The 18,138-nt window shown below is 68.7% G+C and carries 20 protein-coding genes; 12 read left to right on the forward strand and 8 right to left on the reverse strand.

All coding sequences use genetic code 11. The features are described 5' to 3' along the window. Nucleotides 1–9 precede the first annotated feature (9 nt). The 4 genes from L1066_RS24055 to L1066_RS24070 form a co-directional block, all read right to left on the reverse strand. Nucleotides 10–636 (reverse strand): Rossmann-fold NAD(P)-binding domain-containing protein, encoded by a 627-nt coding sequence (locus tag L1066_RS24055; RefSeq protein ID WP_235738880.1) that lies wholly within the window; start codon nucleotides 634–636, stop codon nucleotides 10–12. Then, complete coding sequence (locus tag L1066_RS28200; protein ID WP_235738881.1) at nucleotides 597–1,532, reverse strand: SDR family NAD(P)-dependent oxidoreductase; 936 nt, start codon at nucleotides 1,530–1,532, stop codon at nucleotides 597–599. The genes L1066_RS24055 and L1066_RS28200 overlap by 40 nt, the downstream gene beginning before the upstream one ends. 67 nt (nucleotides 1,533–1,599) lie before the next feature. Continuing rightward, the gene (locus L1066_RS24065) at nucleotides 1,600–2,118 is read right to left on the reverse strand and encodes a hypothetical protein (protein WP_235738882.1); all 519 of its coding nucleotides are present in this window, start codon (nucleotides 2,116–2,118) and stop codon (nucleotides 1,600–1,602) included. Then, nucleotides 2,115–2,354 carry a hypothetical protein gene (locus L1066_RS24070; RefSeq protein ID WP_235738883.1) on the reverse strand — a complete coding sequence of 80 codons (240 nt, stop codon included), beginning with the start codon at nucleotides 2,352–2,354 and terminating at the stop codon, nucleotides 2,115–2,117. The genes L1066_RS24065 and L1066_RS24070 overlap by 4 nt, the downstream gene beginning before the upstream one ends. 94 nt (nucleotides 2,355–2,448) lie before the next feature. Between L1066_RS24070 and L1066_RS24075 the strand changes: the two genes are divergently transcribed. Next, nucleotides 2,449–3,768 (forward strand): MFS transporter, encoded by a 1,320-nt coding sequence (locus L1066_RS24075; protein ID WP_235738884.1) that lies wholly within the window; start codon nucleotides 2,449–2,451, stop codon nucleotides 3,766–3,768. Nucleotides 3,769–3,900: 132 nt separating this feature from the next. On the opposite strand, the gene L1066_RS24080 is transcribed toward L1066_RS24075, so the two are convergent. Next, nucleotides 3,901–5,925: an NADPH-dependent 2,4-dienoyl-CoA reductase gene (locus tag L1066_RS24080; RefSeq protein ID WP_235738885.1), complete on the reverse strand. Its 2,025-nt coding sequence runs from the start codon at nucleotides 5,923–5,925 to the stop codon at nucleotides 3,901–3,903. Nucleotides 5,926–6,012: 87 nt separating this feature from the next. Then, nucleotides 6,013–6,687: a PadR family transcriptional regulator gene (locus tag L1066_RS24085; protein ID WP_235738886.1), complete on the reverse strand. Its 675-nt coding sequence runs from the start codon at nucleotides 6,685–6,687 to the stop codon at nucleotides 6,013–6,015. A 126-nt stretch (nucleotides 6,688–6,813) separates the two neighbouring features. Here L1066_RS24085 and L1066_RS24090 point away from each other — a divergent pair, with 126 nt between their 5' ends. From L1066_RS24090 to L1066_RS24110, 5 genes are all read left to right on the forward strand, one after another. Further along, on the forward strand, nucleotides 6,814–7,971 hold the full coding sequence (locus tag L1066_RS24090; protein ID WP_235738887.1) for a CaiB/BaiF CoA transferase family protein: 1,158 nt from the start codon (nucleotides 6,814–6,816) through the stop codon (nucleotides 7,969–7,971). A gap of 211 nt (nucleotides 7,972–8,182) precedes the next feature. Continuing rightward, on the forward strand, nucleotides 8,183–8,458 hold the full coding sequence (locus L1066_RS24095) for a phosphatidylserine decarboxylase (RefSeq protein ID WP_235738888.1): 276 nt from the start codon (nucleotides 8,183–8,185) through the stop codon (nucleotides 8,456–8,458). Beyond that, nucleotides 8,455–8,862: a phosphatidylserine decarboxylase gene (locus L1066_RS24100; RefSeq protein ID WP_235738889.1), complete on the forward strand. Its 408-nt coding sequence runs from the start codon at nucleotides 8,455–8,457 to the stop codon at nucleotides 8,860–8,862. The genes L1066_RS24095 and L1066_RS24100 overlap by 4 nt, the downstream gene beginning before the upstream one ends. Next, on the forward strand, nucleotides 8,859–9,365 hold the full coding sequence (locus tag L1066_RS24105) for a CDP-alcohol phosphatidyltransferase family protein (protein ID WP_235738890.1): 507 nt from the start codon (nucleotides 8,859–8,861) through the stop codon (nucleotides 9,363–9,365). Before L1066_RS24100 ends, L1066_RS24105 begins: the two co-directional genes overlap by 4 nt. Beyond that, a complete protein-coding gene (locus tag L1066_RS24110) occupies nucleotides 9,365–9,769 on the forward strand; it encodes a hypothetical protein (RefSeq protein WP_235738891.1) in 405 nt (134 codons plus the stop codon). Before L1066_RS24105 ends, L1066_RS24110 begins: the two co-directional genes overlap by 1 nt. Nucleotides 9,770–9,854: 85 nt before the next feature. Here the strand turns inward: L1066_RS24110 and L1066_RS24115 are convergent, their stop codons facing one another. Both L1066_RS24115 and L1066_RS24120 read right to left on the reverse strand, forming a co-directional pair. Then, nucleotides 9,855–10,460: a hypothetical protein gene (locus tag L1066_RS24115; RefSeq protein ID WP_235738892.1), complete on the reverse strand. Its 606-nt coding sequence runs from the start codon at nucleotides 10,458–10,460 to the stop codon at nucleotides 9,855–9,857. 116 nt (nucleotides 10,461–10,576) lie between these two features. Continuing rightward, nucleotides 10,577–11,749 (reverse strand): PucR family transcriptional regulator, encoded by a 1,173-nt coding sequence (locus tag L1066_RS24120; RefSeq protein ID WP_235738893.1) that lies wholly within the window; start codon nucleotides 11,747–11,749, stop codon nucleotides 10,577–10,579. Between the two features lie 100 nt (nucleotides 11,750–11,849). Here L1066_RS24120 and L1066_RS24125 point away from each other — a divergent pair, with 100 nt between their 5' ends. The 6 genes from L1066_RS24125 (at nucleotide 11,850) to L1066_RS24150 (ending at nucleotide 18,102) form a co-directional block, all read left to right on the forward strand. Continuing rightward, nucleotides 11,850–12,986, forward strand: a complete 1,137-nt coding sequence (locus L1066_RS24125) for a ferredoxin reductase (protein WP_235738894.1) — start codon at nucleotides 11,850–11,852, stop codon at nucleotides 12,984–12,986. Between the two features lie 68 nt (nucleotides 12,987–13,054). Further along, nucleotides 13,055–14,299 carry a fatty acid desaturase family protein gene (locus L1066_RS24130; protein ID WP_235738895.1) on the forward strand — a complete coding sequence of 415 codons (1,245 nt, stop codon included), beginning with the start codon at nucleotides 13,055–13,057 and terminating at the stop codon, nucleotides 14,297–14,299. A 142-nt stretch (nucleotides 14,300–14,441) separates the two neighbouring features. After that, nucleotides 14,442–15,611 (forward strand): FecCD family ABC transporter permease, encoded by a 1,170-nt coding sequence (locus tag L1066_RS24135; protein ID WP_235738896.1) that lies wholly within the window; start codon nucleotides 14,442–14,444, stop codon nucleotides 15,609–15,611. Nucleotides 15,612–15,629: 18 nt separating this feature from the next. Continuing rightward, nucleotides 15,630–16,616 carry an ABC transporter substrate-binding protein gene (locus L1066_RS24140; protein ID WP_235738897.1) on the forward strand — a complete coding sequence of 329 codons (987 nt, stop codon included), beginning with the start codon at nucleotides 15,630–15,632 and terminating at the stop codon, nucleotides 16,614–16,616. Next, on the forward strand, nucleotides 16,613–17,389 hold the full coding sequence (locus tag L1066_RS24145) for an ABC transporter ATP-binding protein (protein ID WP_235738898.1): 777 nt from the start codon (nucleotides 16,613–16,615) through the stop codon (nucleotides 17,387–17,389). Before L1066_RS24140 ends, L1066_RS24145 begins: the two co-directional genes overlap by 4 nt. Then, nucleotides 17,386–18,102, forward strand: a complete 717-nt coding sequence (locus L1066_RS24150) for a class I SAM-dependent methyltransferase (protein ID WP_235738899.1) — start codon at nucleotides 17,386–17,388, stop codon at nucleotides 18,100–18,102. Before L1066_RS24145 ends, L1066_RS24150 begins: the two co-directional genes overlap by 4 nt. Nucleotides 18,103–18,138: the final 36 nt, after the last annotated feature.

The raw sequence follows: 18,138 nt of genomic DNA on the forward strand, positions 1-18,138 counted from the left end.
GGAACTGCACTACCAGGGGCTGGGTTCGTAGTCCTTGACGAAGCAGCCGTAGACGTCTTCCCCGGCCTCGCCACGCACGATCGGGTCATAGACGCGGGCAGCGCCGTCGACCAGGTCCAGCGGGGCGTGCCAGCCCTCGGCGGCGATCCTCAGCTTCTCCTGATGGGGACGCTCGTCGGTGATCCAACCGGTGTCGACGGCGGTCATCAGGATCTGGTCGCTCTCGAACATCTCGCCCGACGAAGTGCGCGTCATCATGTTGAGCGCGGCCTTCGCCATGTTGGTGTGAGGGTGGCCGGGGCCCTTGTAGCGGCGGGAGAACTGCCCTTCCATGGCTGACACGTTGACGACGTAGGCGCGGCGCGCGCCCCGGCGGACCGCCTCCCGCATCGCAGGGCGCAGCCGGGAGACCAGCAGGAAGGGTGCGATGGAGTTGCAGAACTGCACCTCGAGGAGCTCCAGCGGGTCGACCTCGTCGACGACCTGGGTCCAGGAGTTGTTGGTCTGGGTGTCGGGCAGGAGGCCGCCGGCGTCGACGGCCGTGCCGGCGAGGTGCGCTTCCAGCGAGGCATGGCCCGCCGACAGGGCGAGCGCGGTCAGGGAGGCGGCGTTCTGGGCGGCCAGGGCAGCCTCCACCGATTCGCCCTCGTGATGCGCGACTGCGTGCTGCTCGAGGGCGCCGGCGATCGCAGCGGGGTGTGCCTCGGAGATCCGGTCGAAGGTGACCATCTCCGGCAACGGCAGGCCCGACTCGAGCGGCAGCAGCGGGGCGTGTTCCATCTCCACGAGCTGGGAGTAGGCGCCGGGGAGCGGCGTACCGTCTGGCAGGCGTTGTTGATGAGGATGTCGAGCGGTCCGTCGGCGGCGACGTCCTCGGTCAACGAGATCACCTGCGTGGGGTCGCGCAGATCGATGCCGACGATCTTGAGCCGGTGCAGCCACTGTGCGCTGTCCTCCATGGCGGAGAAACGCCGGACCGCGTCCTTGGGGAAGCGGGTCGTGATCGTGGTGTGGGCGCCGTCGCGGAGCAGGCGCAACGCGATGTACATGCCGATCTTCGCCCGCCCGCCCGTCAGCAGTGCACGCTTGCCGGTGAGGTCGGTGCGCTGGTTGCGTTTGGTGTGCGACATCGCGGCGCACGACGGGCAGAGCCAGTGATAGAAGGCGTCGACCAGCGTGAAGTCCTGCTTGCAGATGTAGCAGCCTCGAGCAGTGATCAACTCGCCGGCGAAGGCACCTTCCGCGTTCGAGACCAACGGGATGCCGGCGGTCTCGTCGTCGATGCGCATCGCCGAACCGGTGGCCGTCTTCTCGATGATCTCCTGGTCGTGCTTCTGGCGCTCCAGTCGGATCTCGGCGCGCCGCGACTTCTTGATCAGCTTGTACATGTACGACGCCGCGCGCTTCATGGTGCGCACGTCGTCGTGATCGGGGTGCAACTCCGGGATCTGCCGGAGGACCTTGATCGCGATCGCCAGTTCGTCGGGGTCGATGCGTTCGAGCGGGGTGTCGGGGTGTTGCGAGTGAGGCACCTGCGGATTCTCTCAACCAACCAGCGAATTGCCGCATCGAGCTTGTCCCGGCCGGTCTTGCTCCACTTCAGCCCGCGAGCGCCGGCGTCCCGGTGTCACGCACCAGATAGAGATAGGGGAAGGCGCGGGCGCCGACCTGCCAGCCGTCCTTCTCGTACCTCGCGAGGCTGCCGGTCCAGATGACTCGGCGGTGCTCCCACTGCGTCGGGGTGCGCACCACCCGGTGCCGGAGCATGCCGGCGCCGATCGTGTGCCACCCGAGCCGGCCTGCGATCTCGAGCTCGGCCATCTCGTCGAACGCGGTGACCGGACCCAGCCAGCGCTCCTCGACGCTGTCGTCGCCGGACTTGCTCTCGGTGGCGTTTCCCTTGCCGAACCGTTGCTGCGCCGCCTGGCGGGTGAGGCCGAGGGTGGTGCCGATCGCGGACCAGCTGTGCCCACCGGCGCGGGCGGCGTGGACAGCTTGTTGGAGCAGGTCGCTGGCCACCAGGTCGGCTTCGGCGGCACGCCGTACGACGGCGAGCTGGTCGGCCGGGTCGGTGCCGGTGAGGATCGCGTGGCCGATGGTGTCGTTGAGGTCACTCATTTCGGGTCCTCGTCCCGACTCGGCAGCCAGAGGCCGCCGTTGTCGGGGTCCTCCTTGCCTCGGCGGTGCTCCGCGCTGAACAGGGCGACGGAGACGAGGATCATCGCGATGCCAGCGCCCAGGCAGAGCCCACGCACCACGCCGTTGAGCAAGGTGCTCGTCGTGGTCAGGGCGATGCCCACCGCCACCAGTGCGTAGGGAGTCGTCGAGACGGGGGTCTTGTCGGAGCCAGCCATGTGTCAACGATGTCTTGACGCGATGCAGATGTCAACCCTTCGTTGACGTCGGGCTGGTTCTCCAGCGTCGTCTGCCGCGTGAAACCATCCCTCGGTGGGATCGAACCGGCGGCGTGCGCAGCGGATGCCGCGGCCAGGACGCTCCCTGAGAAACGCGCTGGCCGACACCACGCCGCTGCGCAATGAACACTTCGGCCGGCTGTGGCGTGCCAACATCGTCACCGTCGTCGGTGCGCAGCTGACGGTCGTGGCGGTGCCGGCGCAGATCTACTCGATCACCGGTTCCTCGGCGTACGTCGGGCTCACCGGCATCTTCGGACTCGTGCCGCTGGTCGTCTTCGGCCTGTGGGGTGGAGCGCTGGCCGACGCGCTCGATCGCCGGCGTCTGCTGCTCATCACCACGGCCGGTCTCATCGGCACCGCGGCCCTCTTCTGGGTGCAGGCGGCGCTCGGCAACACCGATGTCTGGTTGCTGCTCACGCTCTTCGCGGTGCAACAGGCGTTCTTCGCGGTCAACCAGCCGACCCGCAACGCCGTGCTGCCCAAGATCCTCCCGCCGGAGCAGTTGCCGGCGGCCAACTCGCTCAACATGACCGTCTTCATGGCGGGCGCGATCGCCGGCCCGATGGTGGGTGGCGCGCTGATCCCGGTGCTCGGCTTCTCGTGGCTCTACCTCGTCGACACGCTCACCCTCTTCGCCACGCTGGGTGCGGTCCTGAAGCTTCCGCCACTGCCGGTGGCGGGCGTGACGCGTACGCCGGGACTCGCCTCGGTCATCGACGGCTTCCGGTATCTGCGTGTCCAGCCGGTGTTGATGGTGTCGTTCGTCGTCGATCTCATCGCGATGATCTTCGGAATGCCACGGGCGCTCTTCCCGGAGATGGCCCACGAGTCGTTCGGCGGGAATGCCGAGGGCGGGCTGGCCTTCGCGCTGCTCTTCGCGGCCATCCCGGCAGGCGCGGTGCTGGGCGGCGTCTTCTCGGGCTGGGTCTCTCGGATCGACCGTCAGGGGCTGGCGGTCATCGCCGCGATCCTGGTCTGGGGTGGAGCGGTCGCCGGCTTCGGTCTCGCGGTGCACTTCGCAGGCGGTACTGCTGGTCTTGCCCTGGCTGCGGCCGTGTTGATGCTCATGGTGGCCGGCGCCGCCGACATGGTCTCGGCCGCGTTCCGCCAGAGCATGCTCCAGGGGGCTGCCTCCGACGAGGTCAGGGGCCGGCTGCAAGGCATCTTCATCGTCGTCGTCGCCGGTGGTCCACGCCTGGCCGATGTGCTGCACGGTGGCGTGGCCGAGGTGACCGGCGCCCCTGCCGCGGCCGGTTTCGGAGGGGTGCTCGTCGTCGTACTCGTCCTGGTCGTCGCCGCCCTCGTCCCGGCCTTCACGCGCTTCCGCCTCTCCCAGGTCACCACCAAGTAGCGCGTTCTGTCGTCGACGTCGCGCGTCTTGTGTCGCCCCGTGCCCAGAAGCTGCCATCTCGGCGGGCCACACGGACTACGTCGTCACGCAATGAGCGCTCCTTCGCGTGACAAGGTCAGCTACTTCACAGGCTCACAGGCTCGCAGCGAGTCTCGTGCCCTGGGCAATGGCTCGCTTCGCGTCGAGCTCGGCTGCGACGTCGGCGCCTCCGATGAGGTGGACGCCCTTGCCGGAGCCACCGCGGGTGTCGGTGGTCGAGAGCAGTTCGTCGTAGACCGCCCGCACGGACACCTGGCCCGCACACACGACGATCGTGTCGACGCCAAGCACCTGTGGGACTCCGTCGACGGTGAGGTGCAGACCGTCGTCGTCGATGCGCTCGTAGGTCACGCCGGAGACCTGGCGCACTCCGCTGTCCTTCAGCACCGCGCGGTGCGCCCACCCGGAGGTCTTGCCCAATCCCTTGCCGATCGGCGTCGTCTTGCGCTGGAGCAGGTGCACGTCCCTGACCTTCGGCCGCGCAGCCTTCGTGACGAGTCCGCCGACCTCGTTGCCGGTGCTCACGCCCCAGTGGGCATACCAGTCGTCGATCTTCTCGTCGCCGTCGTGCGACAGGAAGTGGGCCACGTCGACACCGACCCCGCCGGCACCGATCACAGCCACCCGTTCACCCGCGGTGATGCGCCCGCTCAACAGGTCGGCGTACGACACGACGCTGGGGTGGTCGGCGCCGGGGATGTCGATGGCGCGCCCCGTCACGCCGGTGGCGACCACCACTTCGTCGTACGCCGCCAGGTCGCTTGCCGCTGCCCGCGTGTTGAGCCGTACGTCGACACGCAACACCTCGAGCCGACGCGTCCAGTAGCGCACGGACTCACGGAAGTCCTCCTTGCCGGGGATCTCCATGGCATGGCGGAACTGACCACCGATGGCGTCACTGGCCTCGAAGAGCGTGACCTCGAGCCCACGCTCCGCCGCGGCGATCGCCGCCGACAGCCCGGCAGGTCCGGCCCCGACGACTGCGACCGACTTCCTCGTGCGCGTGGGGGCGAGTACCAGCTTGGTCTCGTGGCAGGCGCGTGGGTTGAGCAGGCAACTGGCGGTGCGGTTGCGGAAGGTGTGGTCGAGGCAGGCCTGGTTGCAGGCGATGCAGGTATTGATCTCGTCGGCGCGGCCTTGGGCGGCCTTGTTGACGAAGTCGGCGTCGGCGAGGAATGGCCGCGCCATCGAGACCAGGTCGGCCCGCCCGGTGGCGACGATCTCCTCGGCCTGTTCGGGGGAGTTGATCCGGTTGGAGGCGGAGACCGGGACGGAGACGACGGACTTCAATCGCTCCGTCCACGGCAGCCAGGCCCCTTGGGGCACCTGGGTGATGATCGTCGGCACCCGCGCCTCGTGCCAGCCGATGCCGGTGTTGAACATCGTGACGCCGGCAGCCTCGAGCCGCCGCGCGAGTTCGGCGATCTCGTCCCACGTCTGGCCGTCATCGACCAGGTCGAGCAGCGAGATGCGGTAGATGATCGGGAAGTCCGGGCCGACCAGGCGCCGGGCGCGCTCGATGACCTCGACCGGGAAACGCATCCGCTTGGCCGCCGTGCCTCCCCACTCGTCGGTGCGGTCGTTGGTGCGCCGGGCCAGCATCTGGTTGATGAAGTAGCCCTCCGAGCCCATCACCTCGACGGCGTCGTAGCCGGCCTTGCGTGCCAGCGCGATGCTGCGGGCGAAGTCGTCCGCGGTGCGGTCGATCTCCTTGGCGGAGAGCCGCTTCGGCCTGAAGGGGGTGATCGGCGACTTGATGTCGGAGGCGCCGGCGTTGAAGGGGCTGTAGCCGTAGCGCCCGGCATGGATGACCTGCAGCGCGATCGCGCCGCCTGCCTCGTGCACGGCGTCGGTGATGATCCGGTGCCGCATCGCGTCGAGCCGGCTCATCATCTCGCCGGCGAACGGCTTCAGCCAGCCGCGGCGATTCACGGCGTACCCGCCGGTGATGATGAGGCCGACGCCGCCGCGCGCTCGTTCGGCGAAGAACTCCGCCAGCCGCGGGAACTGCCAGGTGTGGTCCTCGAGACCGGTGTGCATCGAGCCCATGATCACGCGGTTGCGCAGCGTCAGGTCACCGAGGGTGATCGGCTCCAGCAGGTGGGGGTAGTCGGTCATCGGGGCCTCCGGTCGGGCAGATGTGGTGTTGGGGACAAGAACTGCGACGTCGCGGTGCAACGGGAGCGACTTCGTCGCGCAACGGAGCTACTTCGCGGGGAAGGCGGCGAGGTACTCGGTCAGCCAGGAGACCCAGTACTCCTCCTGGAGAATCCCGCCGCGCAGCACCAGGTAGCGGTCGAGGTCACCGCCGGTCAGCGACCGCGGGTCGGGGTAGTCGCGCGCGCACCCATGGCGGTAGTGCTCGAGTCGCGTGGCGTGGACGGCCAGGTGCCGGCGTACGTCGGCCAGCAGCGCTTGGCGCTCCGCGGAGCGGTCTGGGGGCGTTGGGGATTCCCCGCCCGGGCGGGGAACTTGGTGCTTTGTCGCCATTGTTTTGGTGACAAAGCTGGTGTTTCCCCGCCCGGGCGGGGAATTGTGACCCGGGCGGGGAGCCGCCGCATCGCCCAGCCAGGCGCCGCGCAACTTCACGGCGAGATCGCTGCGCTGGGGCATGGCAGGGGTGGGTTCGGCCAACCAGCGCCGCAACTCCTCGTGTCCGGACGAGGTGACGTCGTACACGAGTTTGGCGGGCCGTTTGGCCTGGGCGACCTCGACACTGGTGAGCCAGCCGTCGGCCTCCATGCGTCTGAGGGTCCGATAGATCTGCTGGTGGCTGGCCTGCCAGAAGAAGCCGATCGAGGCATCGAACCGGCGGGTGAGTTCCAGGCCCGAGGCGGCGCGTTCGGCGAGCGAGACGAGCAGCGCGTGTTCAAGGGCCATGGGTAGCAGCCTGCCGCACCTATGCAACTAGTTGCAAGACCTGAGACATTCCCGTGGCCCGGGTCACTTCCGCAGGGATGGACCGGTCCTGTCGATGATGACAGTGGTTCTGTCATGATGCGGGACATGACGTTCGAACTTGGTCAGGGAACCGGCCCGCTGCGCGGGGTCAAAGTCGTCGAGATCGCTGGCATCGGCCCCAGTCCGCACGCCTGCATGATGCTGGCCGATCTGGGCGCCGACGTGATCCGCGTCGAACGTCCGGGTGGCCAGATGCTCACCGGCGGCAGCCACGACCTGCTCAACCGCGGCCGTCCGAGCGTGGCGCTCAACCTCAAGGACCCGGCTGCCGTCGAGACCGTGCTCACGCTCATCGAGGACGCCGACGTGCTCGTCGAGGGCATGCGCCCGGGAGTCACCGAGAAGCTCGGCATCGGCCCGGACGCCTGCGCCGAGCGCAACCCGCGTCTCGTCTACGCCCGGATGACCGGCTGGGGCCAGACCGGACCCTTCGCCCAGGTCGCCGGCCACGACATGAACTATATCGCCATCACCGGCACCTTGCACGGCCTCGGCCAGGTGAAGGGCAAGCCGCAGTTCCCCGGCAACCTGGTCGGTGACTTCGGCGGCGGCTCCACCTATCTCGTGATCGGCATCCTGGCCGCCCTCCTCGAGGCCAAGTCCTCGGGTCAGGGTCAGGTCGTCGATGCCGCGATCGTCGACGGCACGGCCTCGCTCAACGCCATGGGTGCCGCCTTCCTGGCCGGCGGCGGTTTCAAGGAGGAGCGAGCCAGCAACCTGCTCGACGGCGGCACTCCCTACTACGACGTCTACGAGACCTCCGACGGCGAGCACATGTCGGTCGGTGCGCTGGAACCGCAGTTCTACGAGGTCTTCGTCGAGCTCCTCGGTATCAAGGACACGGCGCCCGACCGCTACGACCCGGCCAACCACGATCAGCTCCGGAAGCTGATCGCTGCCACGTTCCTGCAGAGGACCCAGGCCGAGTGGGTCGGGATCTTCGAGGGCTCCGACGCCTGTGTCGCCGGCATCATCCCGATGAGCAAGGCGATCGAGCACCCGCACATGAAGGCACGCCAAGTCTTCGTCGAGCACGAGGGTGTCGTCCAGCCGCAGCCCGCGCCGCGCTTCTCCCGCACCGAGGCGACTCTCTCGCACCCGCCTGCCCCGGTGCCGGGCGCCCACACCCGCGAAGCGCTCGCCGCGTGGGGCATCGACAACGTCGAGCAGCTGCTCGAGTCGGGCGCCGCGGTCCAGCCCTGACCCGGTCGAAGGCGCCCGGAATGCGGTCGAGGGCGCCGGGAATGCGTTCGAGGGCGCGCGGCTGGGCGGGTCGCCGTACCCAACTGAGGGTTCGGGTGATCCAACTGAGGGTTCGCGCGATGTCGGGACGTTTCCCGCCGGGGCGTGACCGGCAGGTAGGTTGTCGCGAGACTTCGGGGCGTCCGGCCCCGGGAGACGCAGAGGAGCCGGAGTGTCCGCGAAGACCACGATCGACCGGGAGGCAGTGCTGCCTGCCCTGATCGGGACCGTGCCCAGCGCCCTCGCGCTGCTGGCCGGGCGACGGCGTACGGCGGCACTGCTGGCCGCGCTGCCCGTCGGCCTCGTCGCGTTCTTCCGTGACCCGCAGCGGCGCGTCGACGCGACGCCCGTCGACGAGGACACCGTGCTGTCACCCGCCGACGGGAAGGTCATGTATGCCGGTCCCGGGCAGCCCGATGTGGCGCCCCCGGTGACTGGCAGCAGGTGAGCATCTTCTTGTCGGTCTTCGACGTGCACATCAACCGGGCCCCCTACGGTGGCACCGTCGAGTCCGTCGACTACCGCCCCGGGAAGTGGCTGGCGGCCTACAAGTTCGAGAGCGCCTTCCAGAACGAACGCAGCGAGATCGCCGTGACGCGCACCGTGCGTGGGGAGCAGCGCCGTTACGTCTTCCGCCAGATCGTCGGACTGGTCGCGCGCCGCGTGGTCACGCGTGTCCAGGCCGGCGACGAGATCAGTTCCGGCCAGCGCATCGGGCTGATGAAGTTCGGCTCCCGGATGGACATCTTCCTGCCGCCGGAGGTGACGTTGACCGTCCGCGAGGGCACCCGCGTCATCGGCGGCGAGAGCGTGATCGGCCGCTGGCCCGGATCGGAGCATGCCGTCTCGTGACCGGCCACGCCCGACGCCGCCGCTTCGCCCGCTGGCGCCTGGAGTCGCACTCCGGCGCCGAGGTGGTGTCGCTGCGTCAGCTGAGTGCCAAGGAGCAGTTGCGGGTCACCGCGCCGAGCCTCTTCACCACGGCCAACATGGCCTGCGGCTTCTCCTCGGTGCTGCTGGCGACGAACGAGCACTTCCAGCTCGCCGCCGTGCTGATCGCGGTCGCGATCATCATGGACATCGCCGATGGCGCCGTCGCCCGCCTGGTCGGCGCGACCTCTCCCTTCGGCGTGCAGCTCGACTCGCTCGCCGACCTGGTCTCCTTCGGGCTGGCTCCGGCGTTCCTCGTCTACACCTGGGTGCTGCCGGAGTGGCCGACGGTCGGGTGGGGTGCTGCCTTCCTCTGGCTGGCGTGCGCCGGGTTCCGGCTGGCCCGCTTCAACTTCACCATCGATCCCACGGACGACAAGCGCTACTTCGTCGGGCTTCCTCGCCCGCGGCCGCGGCCGTGGTGATGGCAACGGTCTTCGCGCTCGACACGACGGATCCCTCCGGCCCCAACTTCCATGTCGGGCCGGCGATGCTCATCCCGGTGCTGATCAGCCTGGTCCCGGCGTGGCTGATGGTCAGCACCATCCGCTTCCGGTCGTTCCGCAACCTGGTCTCCCCGCAGACCCGCCAGGCCAAGATCATCACCGCGGTGGTGGGCCTGGCCGTCGTGCTCGGCCTCGTTCTCGCGCCGGCCAGCACGGCCCTGGTGGTCGCCTACTTCTACGTGCTCACTGCGCCACTCGGGGTGCTCACCGCGCCGATTCGCGCACGCCTCTACGGCGCGGACTCGGTCGCCCCGCCGCGGCAACGGCAGCAGTCGGTCTTCTTGCCGTTGGCAGGGGACGACGACTCCACCGACTCGCATTGACTCCTTCGATGGAGTGAATCTGCTCGGGGCTCCACGAAACGCAGCAGGTTCACTCCATCGAAGCGGCCAGTCGTCGGCCAGCGGCTCAGCGCATCTTCTTCGCGGCCAACTTGACCAGCTTGTTGTACTTCTTGGTGTTGATCTTCCGCATGTCCGCGACCGTGACCATGGCGACCCGCTTGCCCTGTCGCACGACGGCGATGGCGCCGCGCATGGACATGCCCTCCTGCGTCATGCGCATCGACATGCCGACCCGTTGCTGGCCCACCTTGGGGAGGTTGCGTGAGGAGACCTTGATCTTGAAGCCGTCCTCCTTGAAGCTCCGGCACTTCTTGACGAACGTGCGGAAGGCGTTGGTCGCCTTCCTTGCCTTGGCCTTGCTGCCCACCTCGACGACCTGGGCCGTCACCGCGATCGGCCACCCGTCGAAGGTGAACAGGTCGATGCTGCGCCCGGAGTTCCCCTTGACCACGGCCTCGCCCTCGCACCCCTTGGGATAGGACAGTCGCGGAGACTTGCGGGTGGTGCTCTCCGCGTCCGTCATCGAGGGGAAGATCGCGGTGATCTCATCGCCGGTCGGCAGGTTGTCTCCGGTGACCTTGGCAGCGTGTGCCTGGGGGCCGACCAGGGTCAGCGAGACGACGAGCGCAGTGACCAGTCCGGTCAAGGCGGAGAGACGGAGATGTTTCAAGGTTCATCCTTCGGGTTCGATCGACCTCGATCGAGGCCGCCGGCGCAGTCTATGAGCGGTTGCGTGCTTTCGGACCGTTTTGGTTGCAGTTGCCAGCGACACCGAGGTGCCGTCCCTCACTCCACCGCGAGGGCGAGCGTCGCCTCCAGCACGAACTGCGGATCACCCAGGCGGTCGCCGTACAGCTCGCGAAGCTTGCCCACGCGGTAGCGCACGGTCTGCGGGTGCACGAAGAGCGCGGCGGCGATGTCGTCGCGGCGGCCCTGGTGGAGGAGCCACGCGCGCAGGGTCTCGACGAGCTTCTCCACGGTGGAGGGACGCAGGTCGGCGAGGGGAGCCAGCACCCGGGCGCGCAGGTCCGCGAGCGCTTCTGCGTCGGCGGTCACCACGAGTGAGGCGAGGAGCTCGTCGCTGTCGACCGGGCCGTGCGGCTCGCGGAGGTCGAGTGCCCGCACCGCGCGTTGGTACGACGCCACTGCGGTCAGCCAGGGCCGGCTCGGCCCGACCGCCGCCTCGCGGTCGGAGATCGCCTGCACGATGGAGCGGCGGTCGTGGGCGGAGAGGTCGGGCACCAGCAGGACCGCCAGGTCGGGGCGGTCGTCGAGTCCGGGGGCGTTGGACGCCCGCAGCGTGTGGGCATCGGTGAGGGTCCGGACGGTGCCGGAGATCGATTCGGGGATGACGAGGGCGGTGAGCGTGGTCGGCGTCGGCCAGTCGGCGCGTTCGGCGAGAGTGTCGAGGAGCTCGGGATCGGTCAGGGTGAGGAGGCTGTCGGCGAGCCGTTCGAGGTGACGCTCGCGCACCCGCCCGGAGCTGTTGAGCTCGTCGGCGTGCCCGGAGACGCTCGCTGCCGAGAGCTGGTCGATGTATTCGAAGACGAACTCCGCGAAGCCGGCCAAATCCTCGGAGGAGACCCCGGCCTCGACAGCAGTGAGGCTGAGCTCGTGCCACGCCGTCCGGGCCCCCACCCGGTAGGCGGCGGCGAGCGCGTCCATCGCGCGGCCGCTGCGGGCCTCACCCCGGCCGAGGGCGTACGCCGCCTCGAACACCGATGCCACCCGGGCACGGCTCTCGGCGATGTCGTCGGTGGAGGCCATGTCGAGGAACCCGCCCAGGGCGAGGGCCACGGCGGTCTCGATGTTGCGTCCCATCCGGCCCCGGAAGGGTTCGGAATAGGAGGGGACCTCGCGGATGACGGCGGCGACCACCCGCTCGGCGGCGCCGGACAACTGGGTGCGCATCGCCGCGACCACCGGCTGCGGCAGTCGGAGACCGGAGTCCGTGGCCATGAGTTCTCCTTCGTTGTTCACTCCTGACGAACAAAAGAGTACAGCTGATTCACGCGCGCAAGGTCATGAGTTAACTCCCGCAACGATGGACCATGGACACATGAGCACGATCGCAGCACCTCAGGGCCTCGTTCATCGGGGTCGACGCGTCCGGGACGTCTTGACCCGGGCCGTCGAGGCGGCCACAACGCCGCTCCTGCCGGCCGACTACCTCGACCTCTTCGCCCCGCTCCGTTCCGGCGCCGACCTGCGTGGTCGGATCGTGTCCGTCCACATGGAGACTGCCGACGCAGCCACGATCGAGATCAAGCCCGGCGCCGACTGGGCCGGCCACGTGCCGGGGCAGTACCTGCGCATCGGCGTCGACGTCGACGGGGTCCGCCAGTGGCGCGCCTACTCGCTGACCCACGGTCCCCGCCGTGACGGGCTCATCTCGATCACCGTCAAGGCCGTGCCCGATGGGGTGGTCAGCAACCACCTCGTCCACCAGTCGCGTCCGGGCACCTTGGTGCACCTCGAGCAGGCCAGCGGCGACTTCGTGCTGCCGCCGCTGACCGGGGCGCAGAAGTTCCTCTTCATCACCGCCGGCTCCGGCGTCACGCCGGTCATCGGCATGTTGCGCAACCTCTTCCCCGTGACCGACAGCGGCGTCGTGCACACGCACGACGACCTCGACATCACCGTCGTGCACGTGGCGCCGAGCGAGCCCGACTCGATCTTCATCGCCAACCTGCGTGAGCTCGCCGAGGACGGTGCGATCAACCTGGTCGCGCGTTATGACGACGTGCACGGCGTGCTCGACGTCGACGACCTCGAGTCGCTGGTTCCCGACCTGGGCGAGCGGTCGACGTACGCCTGTGGTCCTGGTGGTCTGCTCGACGCGCTGGGCGCGCACCACGAGGCCCGCGGGCTGGAGCTCTTCACCGAGCAGTTCCGCCCGGTGACGCTGGTCGCCGGCGAAGGAGGCACCGTCCGCCTCGAGGCGTCCGAGGTGGAGATCGAGCTCGACGGCTCCACCACGATCCTCGATGCCGCCGAAGCGGCTGGCGTGCTCATGCCGAGCGGCTGCCGGATGGGCATCTGCATGGGCTGCGTGCTGCCGATGCGCGAAGGCACGGTGCGCGATCTGCGCAACGGAGAGCTCACACGCGCGATCCCCGGCGAGACCGACCCGGGCGGCGTACCCATCCAGACCTGCATCAGCGCACCTGCTGGCGCCTGCCACATCTCCCACTGACTCCGATCGGTGGTCGACCTCGTCGAAGCCACCGGCCCTCCCACCGCCCCCAGCGAAGGAAGCCCCACATGACCACGATCACCCAGAAGCCCACAAACCCGACCGCCCACATGACGCCGGAAGACATCGAGCAGCTCGGTGCCGAGCTCGACGCCATCCGTCAGGAGGTGCTCGACACCCGCGGTGAGCGCGACGCGAAATACATCCGTCGGGTGGTCGACGTGCAGCGCAAGCTCGAGCTGGGCAGCCGCGCAGTGCTGCTCTTCAGCGCGCTGCCGCCTGCCTGGCTGATCGGCACCGCCGGCCTGAGCGTGGCGAAAATCCTCGAGAACATGGAGATCGGCCACAACGTCATGCATGGCCAGTGGGACTGGATGCGTGACCCGAAGATCCACTCGACCACCTGGGAGTGGGACAACGCTTCGACCGCCGAGGGCTGGAAGCACTCGCACAACCAAGTGCACCACACCTACACGAACATCGTCGGCAAGGACAACGACCTCGGTTACGGCATCATGCGCGTCGACGAGGAGCAGCGCTGGGCGCCGATGCACCTCGGTCAGCCGGCGTGGGCCTTCATCAATGCCTGCTTCTTCGAGTACGGCATCGCTGCCTACGACCTCGAGCTCGGCAAGAACCTGCGCATCCCCAAGGAGAAGCGGTCCGAGGACTTCAAGCGTCGCGCCAAGGACACGCTCCGCAAGATTCGCAAGCAGGCCACCAAGGACTACGTTGTCCACCCGGCCCTGTCGATTCCGACCGGCTCCTTCCTGCCGACCCTGGCCGCCAACTTCGTGGCGAACCTCGTGCGCAACGTGTGGTCCAACTCCGTCATCATGTGCGGTCACTTCCCCGAGGGCGTTGAGACCTTCGAGCGGGCATCGATCCCGGAGAAGGAGACTCGCGGCGAGTGGTACCTGCGCCAGATGCTCGGCTCCGCCAACATCTCCGGCTCCAAAGCCATGCACCTGATGACCGGCAACCTGTCGCACCAGATCGAGCACCACCTCTTCCCCGACCTGCCGAGCAACCGCTACGCCGAGGTTGCCCCCAAGGTGAAGGCGCTGTTCGAGAAGTACGACCTCAACTACCACGAGGCGCCGCTGCCCGCCCAGGTCGCCAGCGCCTGGCACAAGGTCTTCCGCCTCTCCCTGCCCAACGGCTGGATGGCAGAGACCAACATCAAGAACCTGCCCCGCCAGCTCGGCGTGCTCAAGAAGCTCACCACCGGCGGTCCCCGGGTCCGTCGCGCCTACGACGCCGCCCAGCGTCGCGCCACCCGCCAGCGCCGTGAGGCCGCCCAAGCCGCCTGATTCTGGGGATCGTCCCTAACAGATTTGTAGTCTCCTCCAGAAAACTACAAATCTGTTAGGGGCGATCGGTCATTTCCGTGGGGTATGCAGGTGAAGTCCCCGGGGTGCGGGGTGAGGCGCGGCTGCACATCGCGTAGAGTCCTTGTTGCAAAGAGTTCGCAACAAGGGTGGGGGCAAGCGGGTGACGGTCAACGACACCTCGGTCGTGGCTGCGCCGACCCCGCGTGAGGGCGGCGAATCGTCGCCTCCCAGCCCGGCGCAACTGGCCCGTCGTACGGCGTGGCGCACCCGGGTGTGGTTGCTGGGGCTCACGGTGGCAGCGGTGCTCTCCGTCGTCGCCGGCGTGAGCCTGGGTGCGGTCGGCATCCCGTTCGACGATGTCGTCCGCGTGGTCGGCCACCACCTCTTCCTCGTTCCTGAGGAGCAGACCTGGTCGGCGCCGCGTGACTCGATCATCTGGGAGGTGCGGCTGCCGCGGGTGCTGCTCGCGCTGCTCGTCGGCGCGGGCCTCGCGATCTGCGGCATGGCGCTGCAGGGGATGGTGCGCAACATGCTCGCCGACCCCTTCTTGCTCGGGGTCAACTCGGGCGCCTCCACGGGGGCGGCCGCTGCGATCCTCTTCGGATTCAGTCTCGGCATCGGTGAGCACGTGTTGCCGACGAGCGCGTTCGCCGGAGCCCTTGCAGCCTCGCTGCTGGTCTACGGCATCGCGCGGACCGGCGGTCGGGTCACCTCGGTGCGACTGCTGCTCGCCGGGGTGACCGTCGGCTACGCGCTGCAGGCCACCACCAGCTTCCTCATCTTCGCGAGCGATTCCGCAGAAGGTGCCCGTTCGGTCATGTTCTGGCTGCTCGGCTCCCTCTCCCTGGCGGAATGGGGCAGCCCGCTCGCCCTCGTCGCGGTTGTCGTGCTGCTCACCGTCGTGCTGCTCACCCTCTCCGGCCGCCAACTCGACGCACTCGCGATCGGAGACGAGACCGCGCTGACGCTCGGCGTCTCCCCGGAGAAGTTCCGCACCACCCTGCTGGTGCTGGTCGCGCTGTGCATCGGCGTGCTGGTCGCCGCCTCCGGCAGCATCGGGTTCGTCGGTCTCGTCGTGCCCCACCTGGCGCGTCGCGCCGTCGGGAGCGCCCACGTCCGCGCGCTCCCGGTGGCGGCACTCATGGGCGGCATCCTGCTCATCTGGGCCGACATCGCCGCCCGCACCGTCCTCGCGCCGCAGGAGATCCCGATCGGGATCATCACCTCGCTGATCGGGGCGCCCTTCCTTCTCATCCTCGTCCGCCGCATGCACGCGAGCAGCGCGGCCTGAACATCAGGAGAAACATTCGTGAGCACCCGACGCACTGCTGTTGCTGCCGCCCTGTCGGCTCTCGTGCTGACCGGCTGCGGGCTGGCCAACGGCAGCGACGACGAGCAGGCGGTGGAGGGAGACAACTTCCCCGTGACGGTGGAGAACTGCGGTGCCGATGTCACCTTCAACCGCGCCCCCGAGCGTGTGGTCATGCTCAAGAGCGCTGCCGTGCCGTTCCTCGCCGAGCTCGGCGTGCTTGACCGGGTGAACGCCCGCGGTGGCGAGTACCCGCGTGAGTACTACGACGACGAGACCTGGGAGCAGCTCAACGAGATCCCGGCACTCACTGGCAAGACCGACTCCGGAGGCCACCTGCTGATCTCGAAGGAGGTCGTGATCGAGGAGGAGCCCGACCTCGTCCTCGGTGAGGTCGACAACCTCAATCGGGACACCCTCGCCTCGGCGAAGATCCCGCTGCTCGAGGAGCCTGCCATGTGCGCGCAGGGCATCGACGACCCCGGTTACGACGACGTCGTCAGTCAGCTGCGGCTCTACGGCGAGGTCTTCGACAAGAGCGAGGAGGCCGACGCCGCCGCGCAGGAGATCGAGGCCAAGGTCGCGGAGCTGTCCGCGACCGCGGAGGGTGAGCAGCGGTCGGCCGCGGTGCTCTTCCCGACGATCGGCGGCGGCACCACCTATGCCTACGGCAGCAAGAGCATGGCCCAGCCGCAGCTGGAGGCGGCCGGTTTCGACAACGTCTTCGGTGACGCCCACGAACGCGTCTTCGAGGTCACCCTCGAAGAGCTCCTCGACCGCGATCCTGACGTGATCATCCTGCTGCACAGCACCGGAACGTCGGCGGACGTCACCAAGGCGCTCACCGACCTGCCCGGCTCCTCGAGCCTCGCCGCGGTGCGCAACGACGCCGTGATGCCCTTGCTCTTCAACTTCGTCGAGCCGCCGTCGCCGCTCAGCGTGCGTGGTCTCGAGATGATCCTCGAGCGCTTCGGGGAGAGTCGATGATCGGTGCCGAGCGACTCAGCCACGCGTACGGCGACCGGCAGGTCGTCGACGGTGTCTCGCTGACCGCTCGGCCGGGCCGGGTGCTCGGCCTGATCGGCCCCAACGGCAGTGGCAAGACGACGCTGCTGCGGATGCTCTACGGGTCGTTGCGACCCAGTGCCGGCCGGGTCACCATCGATGATCGCCCGCTCGCGTCGTGGTCGCGACGGGAGTTGGCGCGCAAGGTCGCCGTCGTCGTCCAGGAGTCAGGCACCGAGTCGACGTTGACCGTCGCCGAGCAGGTGATGCTGGGTCGGCTGCCGCGGCTGGGCACCTTCCAGCGCACGAGCGAGGCCGACCATGCTGTCGTCTCCGATGCGCTGGCTCGGGTGGGCGCCACGCACCTGGCCGGCCGACCCTTCACCGCCCTGTCGGGTGGGGAACGCCAGCGAGTGCTGATCGCACGGGCGCTCGCCCAGCAGGGCGAGTTCCTGCTGCTCGACGAACCTACCAACCACCTCGACATCCGCTACCAGCACGAGGTGCTCGACCTGGTCCGCTCGGTGGCGGACAGCGCCATCGTGGTGCTGCACGACCTCAACCTCGCCGCCCGCTACTGCGACGACCTCGTGCTGCTCGACCGGGGCCGGGTCGCCGCAGCCGGCACACCCGACGAGGTCCTCGATCCTGACCTGCTCGAGCGGGTCTATGCCATCCACGCCAGCCGGACCGACCTCGACGGTCACCCGCAACTGCTCTTCCGACCGATCCACGAATCCAGGAGCCACGCATGACCCTCACCCAGCTCACTTCGGTCCAGGCCAACATGAACGCCTATTGGACCGAACGTGCTCCGCTCTATGACGCCAACCAGCAGCGTCCCGAGCGTTTCGAGCGCGACGTGGCTGCGTGGTCGCAGATCTGGGGCCAGGCACTGCCTGCCTCACCTGCCGACGTACTCGACCTGGGCACCGGGAGTGGCTTCGTGGCCTTCGTGCACGCCGGCAACGGCCACCGGGTGACCGCGACCGACCTCTCCGACGGGATGATCGAGATCGCCCGGGCGCGCGCGGCGCAGACGCCCAACGCCCCTGACTTCGGCATCGGCGACGCGGTCAGCCCCGACTTCACGCCTGGCAGCTTCGACGCGATCACCAACCGCTACGTCATGTGGACGCTGCGCGAGCCCGAGGTGGCGCTGGCAAACTGGCGCCGCCTGCTGCGCCCTGGCGGCACGCTGGCCGTGGTCGATTCGACCTGGTTCCCCGAGGGGCTCGACCTCAACCCGACCCCGGGCTTCGCCGACTGGTACGACGAGCACGTGCGCAGCGCGCTGCCGCTCGCTGAGGCGTCCACGATCGAGCCCACGGTCGAGGTCGTGCGCGCCGCCGGCTTCCGTGACGTCACCGTCACCCCGCTGACCTCGATCCTCGAGCTCGACCGTGAGTACGGCGTCGCGCCCGGCCACGACGTGCAACTGCAGTACCTGGTGCGCGGCACCGCCTGACGGTGCGACCGAGGGCCGAGGTCCTCGGCGCCGGTC

It is taken from the genome of Nocardioides alcanivorans (assembly GCF_021555175.1).
In the GTDB taxonomy this organism is placed as follows: domain Bacteria; phylum Actinomycetota; class Actinomycetes; order Propionibacteriales; family Nocardioidaceae; genus Nocardioides; species Nocardioides alcanivorans.

What these genes read in the sequence shown, in the direction of transcription:
- L1066_RS24065 (WP_235738882.1), bottom strand. Translation starts at nt 2,118, where the DNA reads ATGAGTGACCTCAACGACACCATCGGCCACGCGATCCTCACCGGCACC.
- L1066_RS24070 (WP_235738883.1), bottom strand. Translation starts at nt 2,354, where the DNA reads ATGGCTGGCTCCGACAAGACCCCCGTCTCGACGACTCCCTACGCACTG.
- L1066_RS24080 (WP_235738885.1), bottom strand. Translation starts at nt 5,925, where the DNA reads ATGACCGACTACCCCCACCTGCTGGAGCCGATCACCCTCGGTGACCTG.
- L1066_RS24085 (WP_235738886.1), bottom strand. Translation starts at nt 6,687, where the DNA reads ATGGCCCTTGAACACGCGCTGCTCGTCTCGCTCGCCGAACGCGCCGCC.
- L1066_RS24090 (WP_235738887.1), top strand. Translation starts at nt 6,814, where the DNA reads ATGACGTTCGAACTTGGTCAGGGAACCGGCCCGCTGCGCGGGGTCAAA.
- L1066_RS24110 (WP_235738891.1), top strand. Translation starts at nt 9,365, where the DNA reads ATGGCAACGGTCTTCGCGCTCGACACGACGGATCCCTCCGGCCCCAAC.
- L1066_RS24120 (WP_235738893.1), bottom strand. Translation starts at nt 11,749, where the DNA reads ATGGCCACGGACTCCGGTCTCCGACTGCCGCAGCCGGTGGTCGCGGCG.
- L1066_RS24125 (WP_235738894.1), top strand. Translation starts at nt 11,850, where the DNA reads ATGAGCACGATCGCAGCACCTCAGGGCCTCGTTCATCGGGGTCGACGC.
- L1066_RS24130 (WP_235738895.1), top strand. Translation starts at nt 13,055, where the DNA reads ATGACCACGATCACCCAGAAGCCCACAAACCCGACCGCCCACATGACG.
- L1066_RS24145 (WP_235738898.1), top strand. Translation starts at nt 16,613, where the DNA reads ATGATCGGTGCCGAGCGACTCAGCCACGCGTACGGCGACCGGCAGGTC.
- L1066_RS24150 (WP_235738899.1), top strand. Translation starts at nt 17,386, where the DNA reads ATGACCCTCACCCAGCTCACTTCGGTCCAGGCCAACATGAACGCCTAT.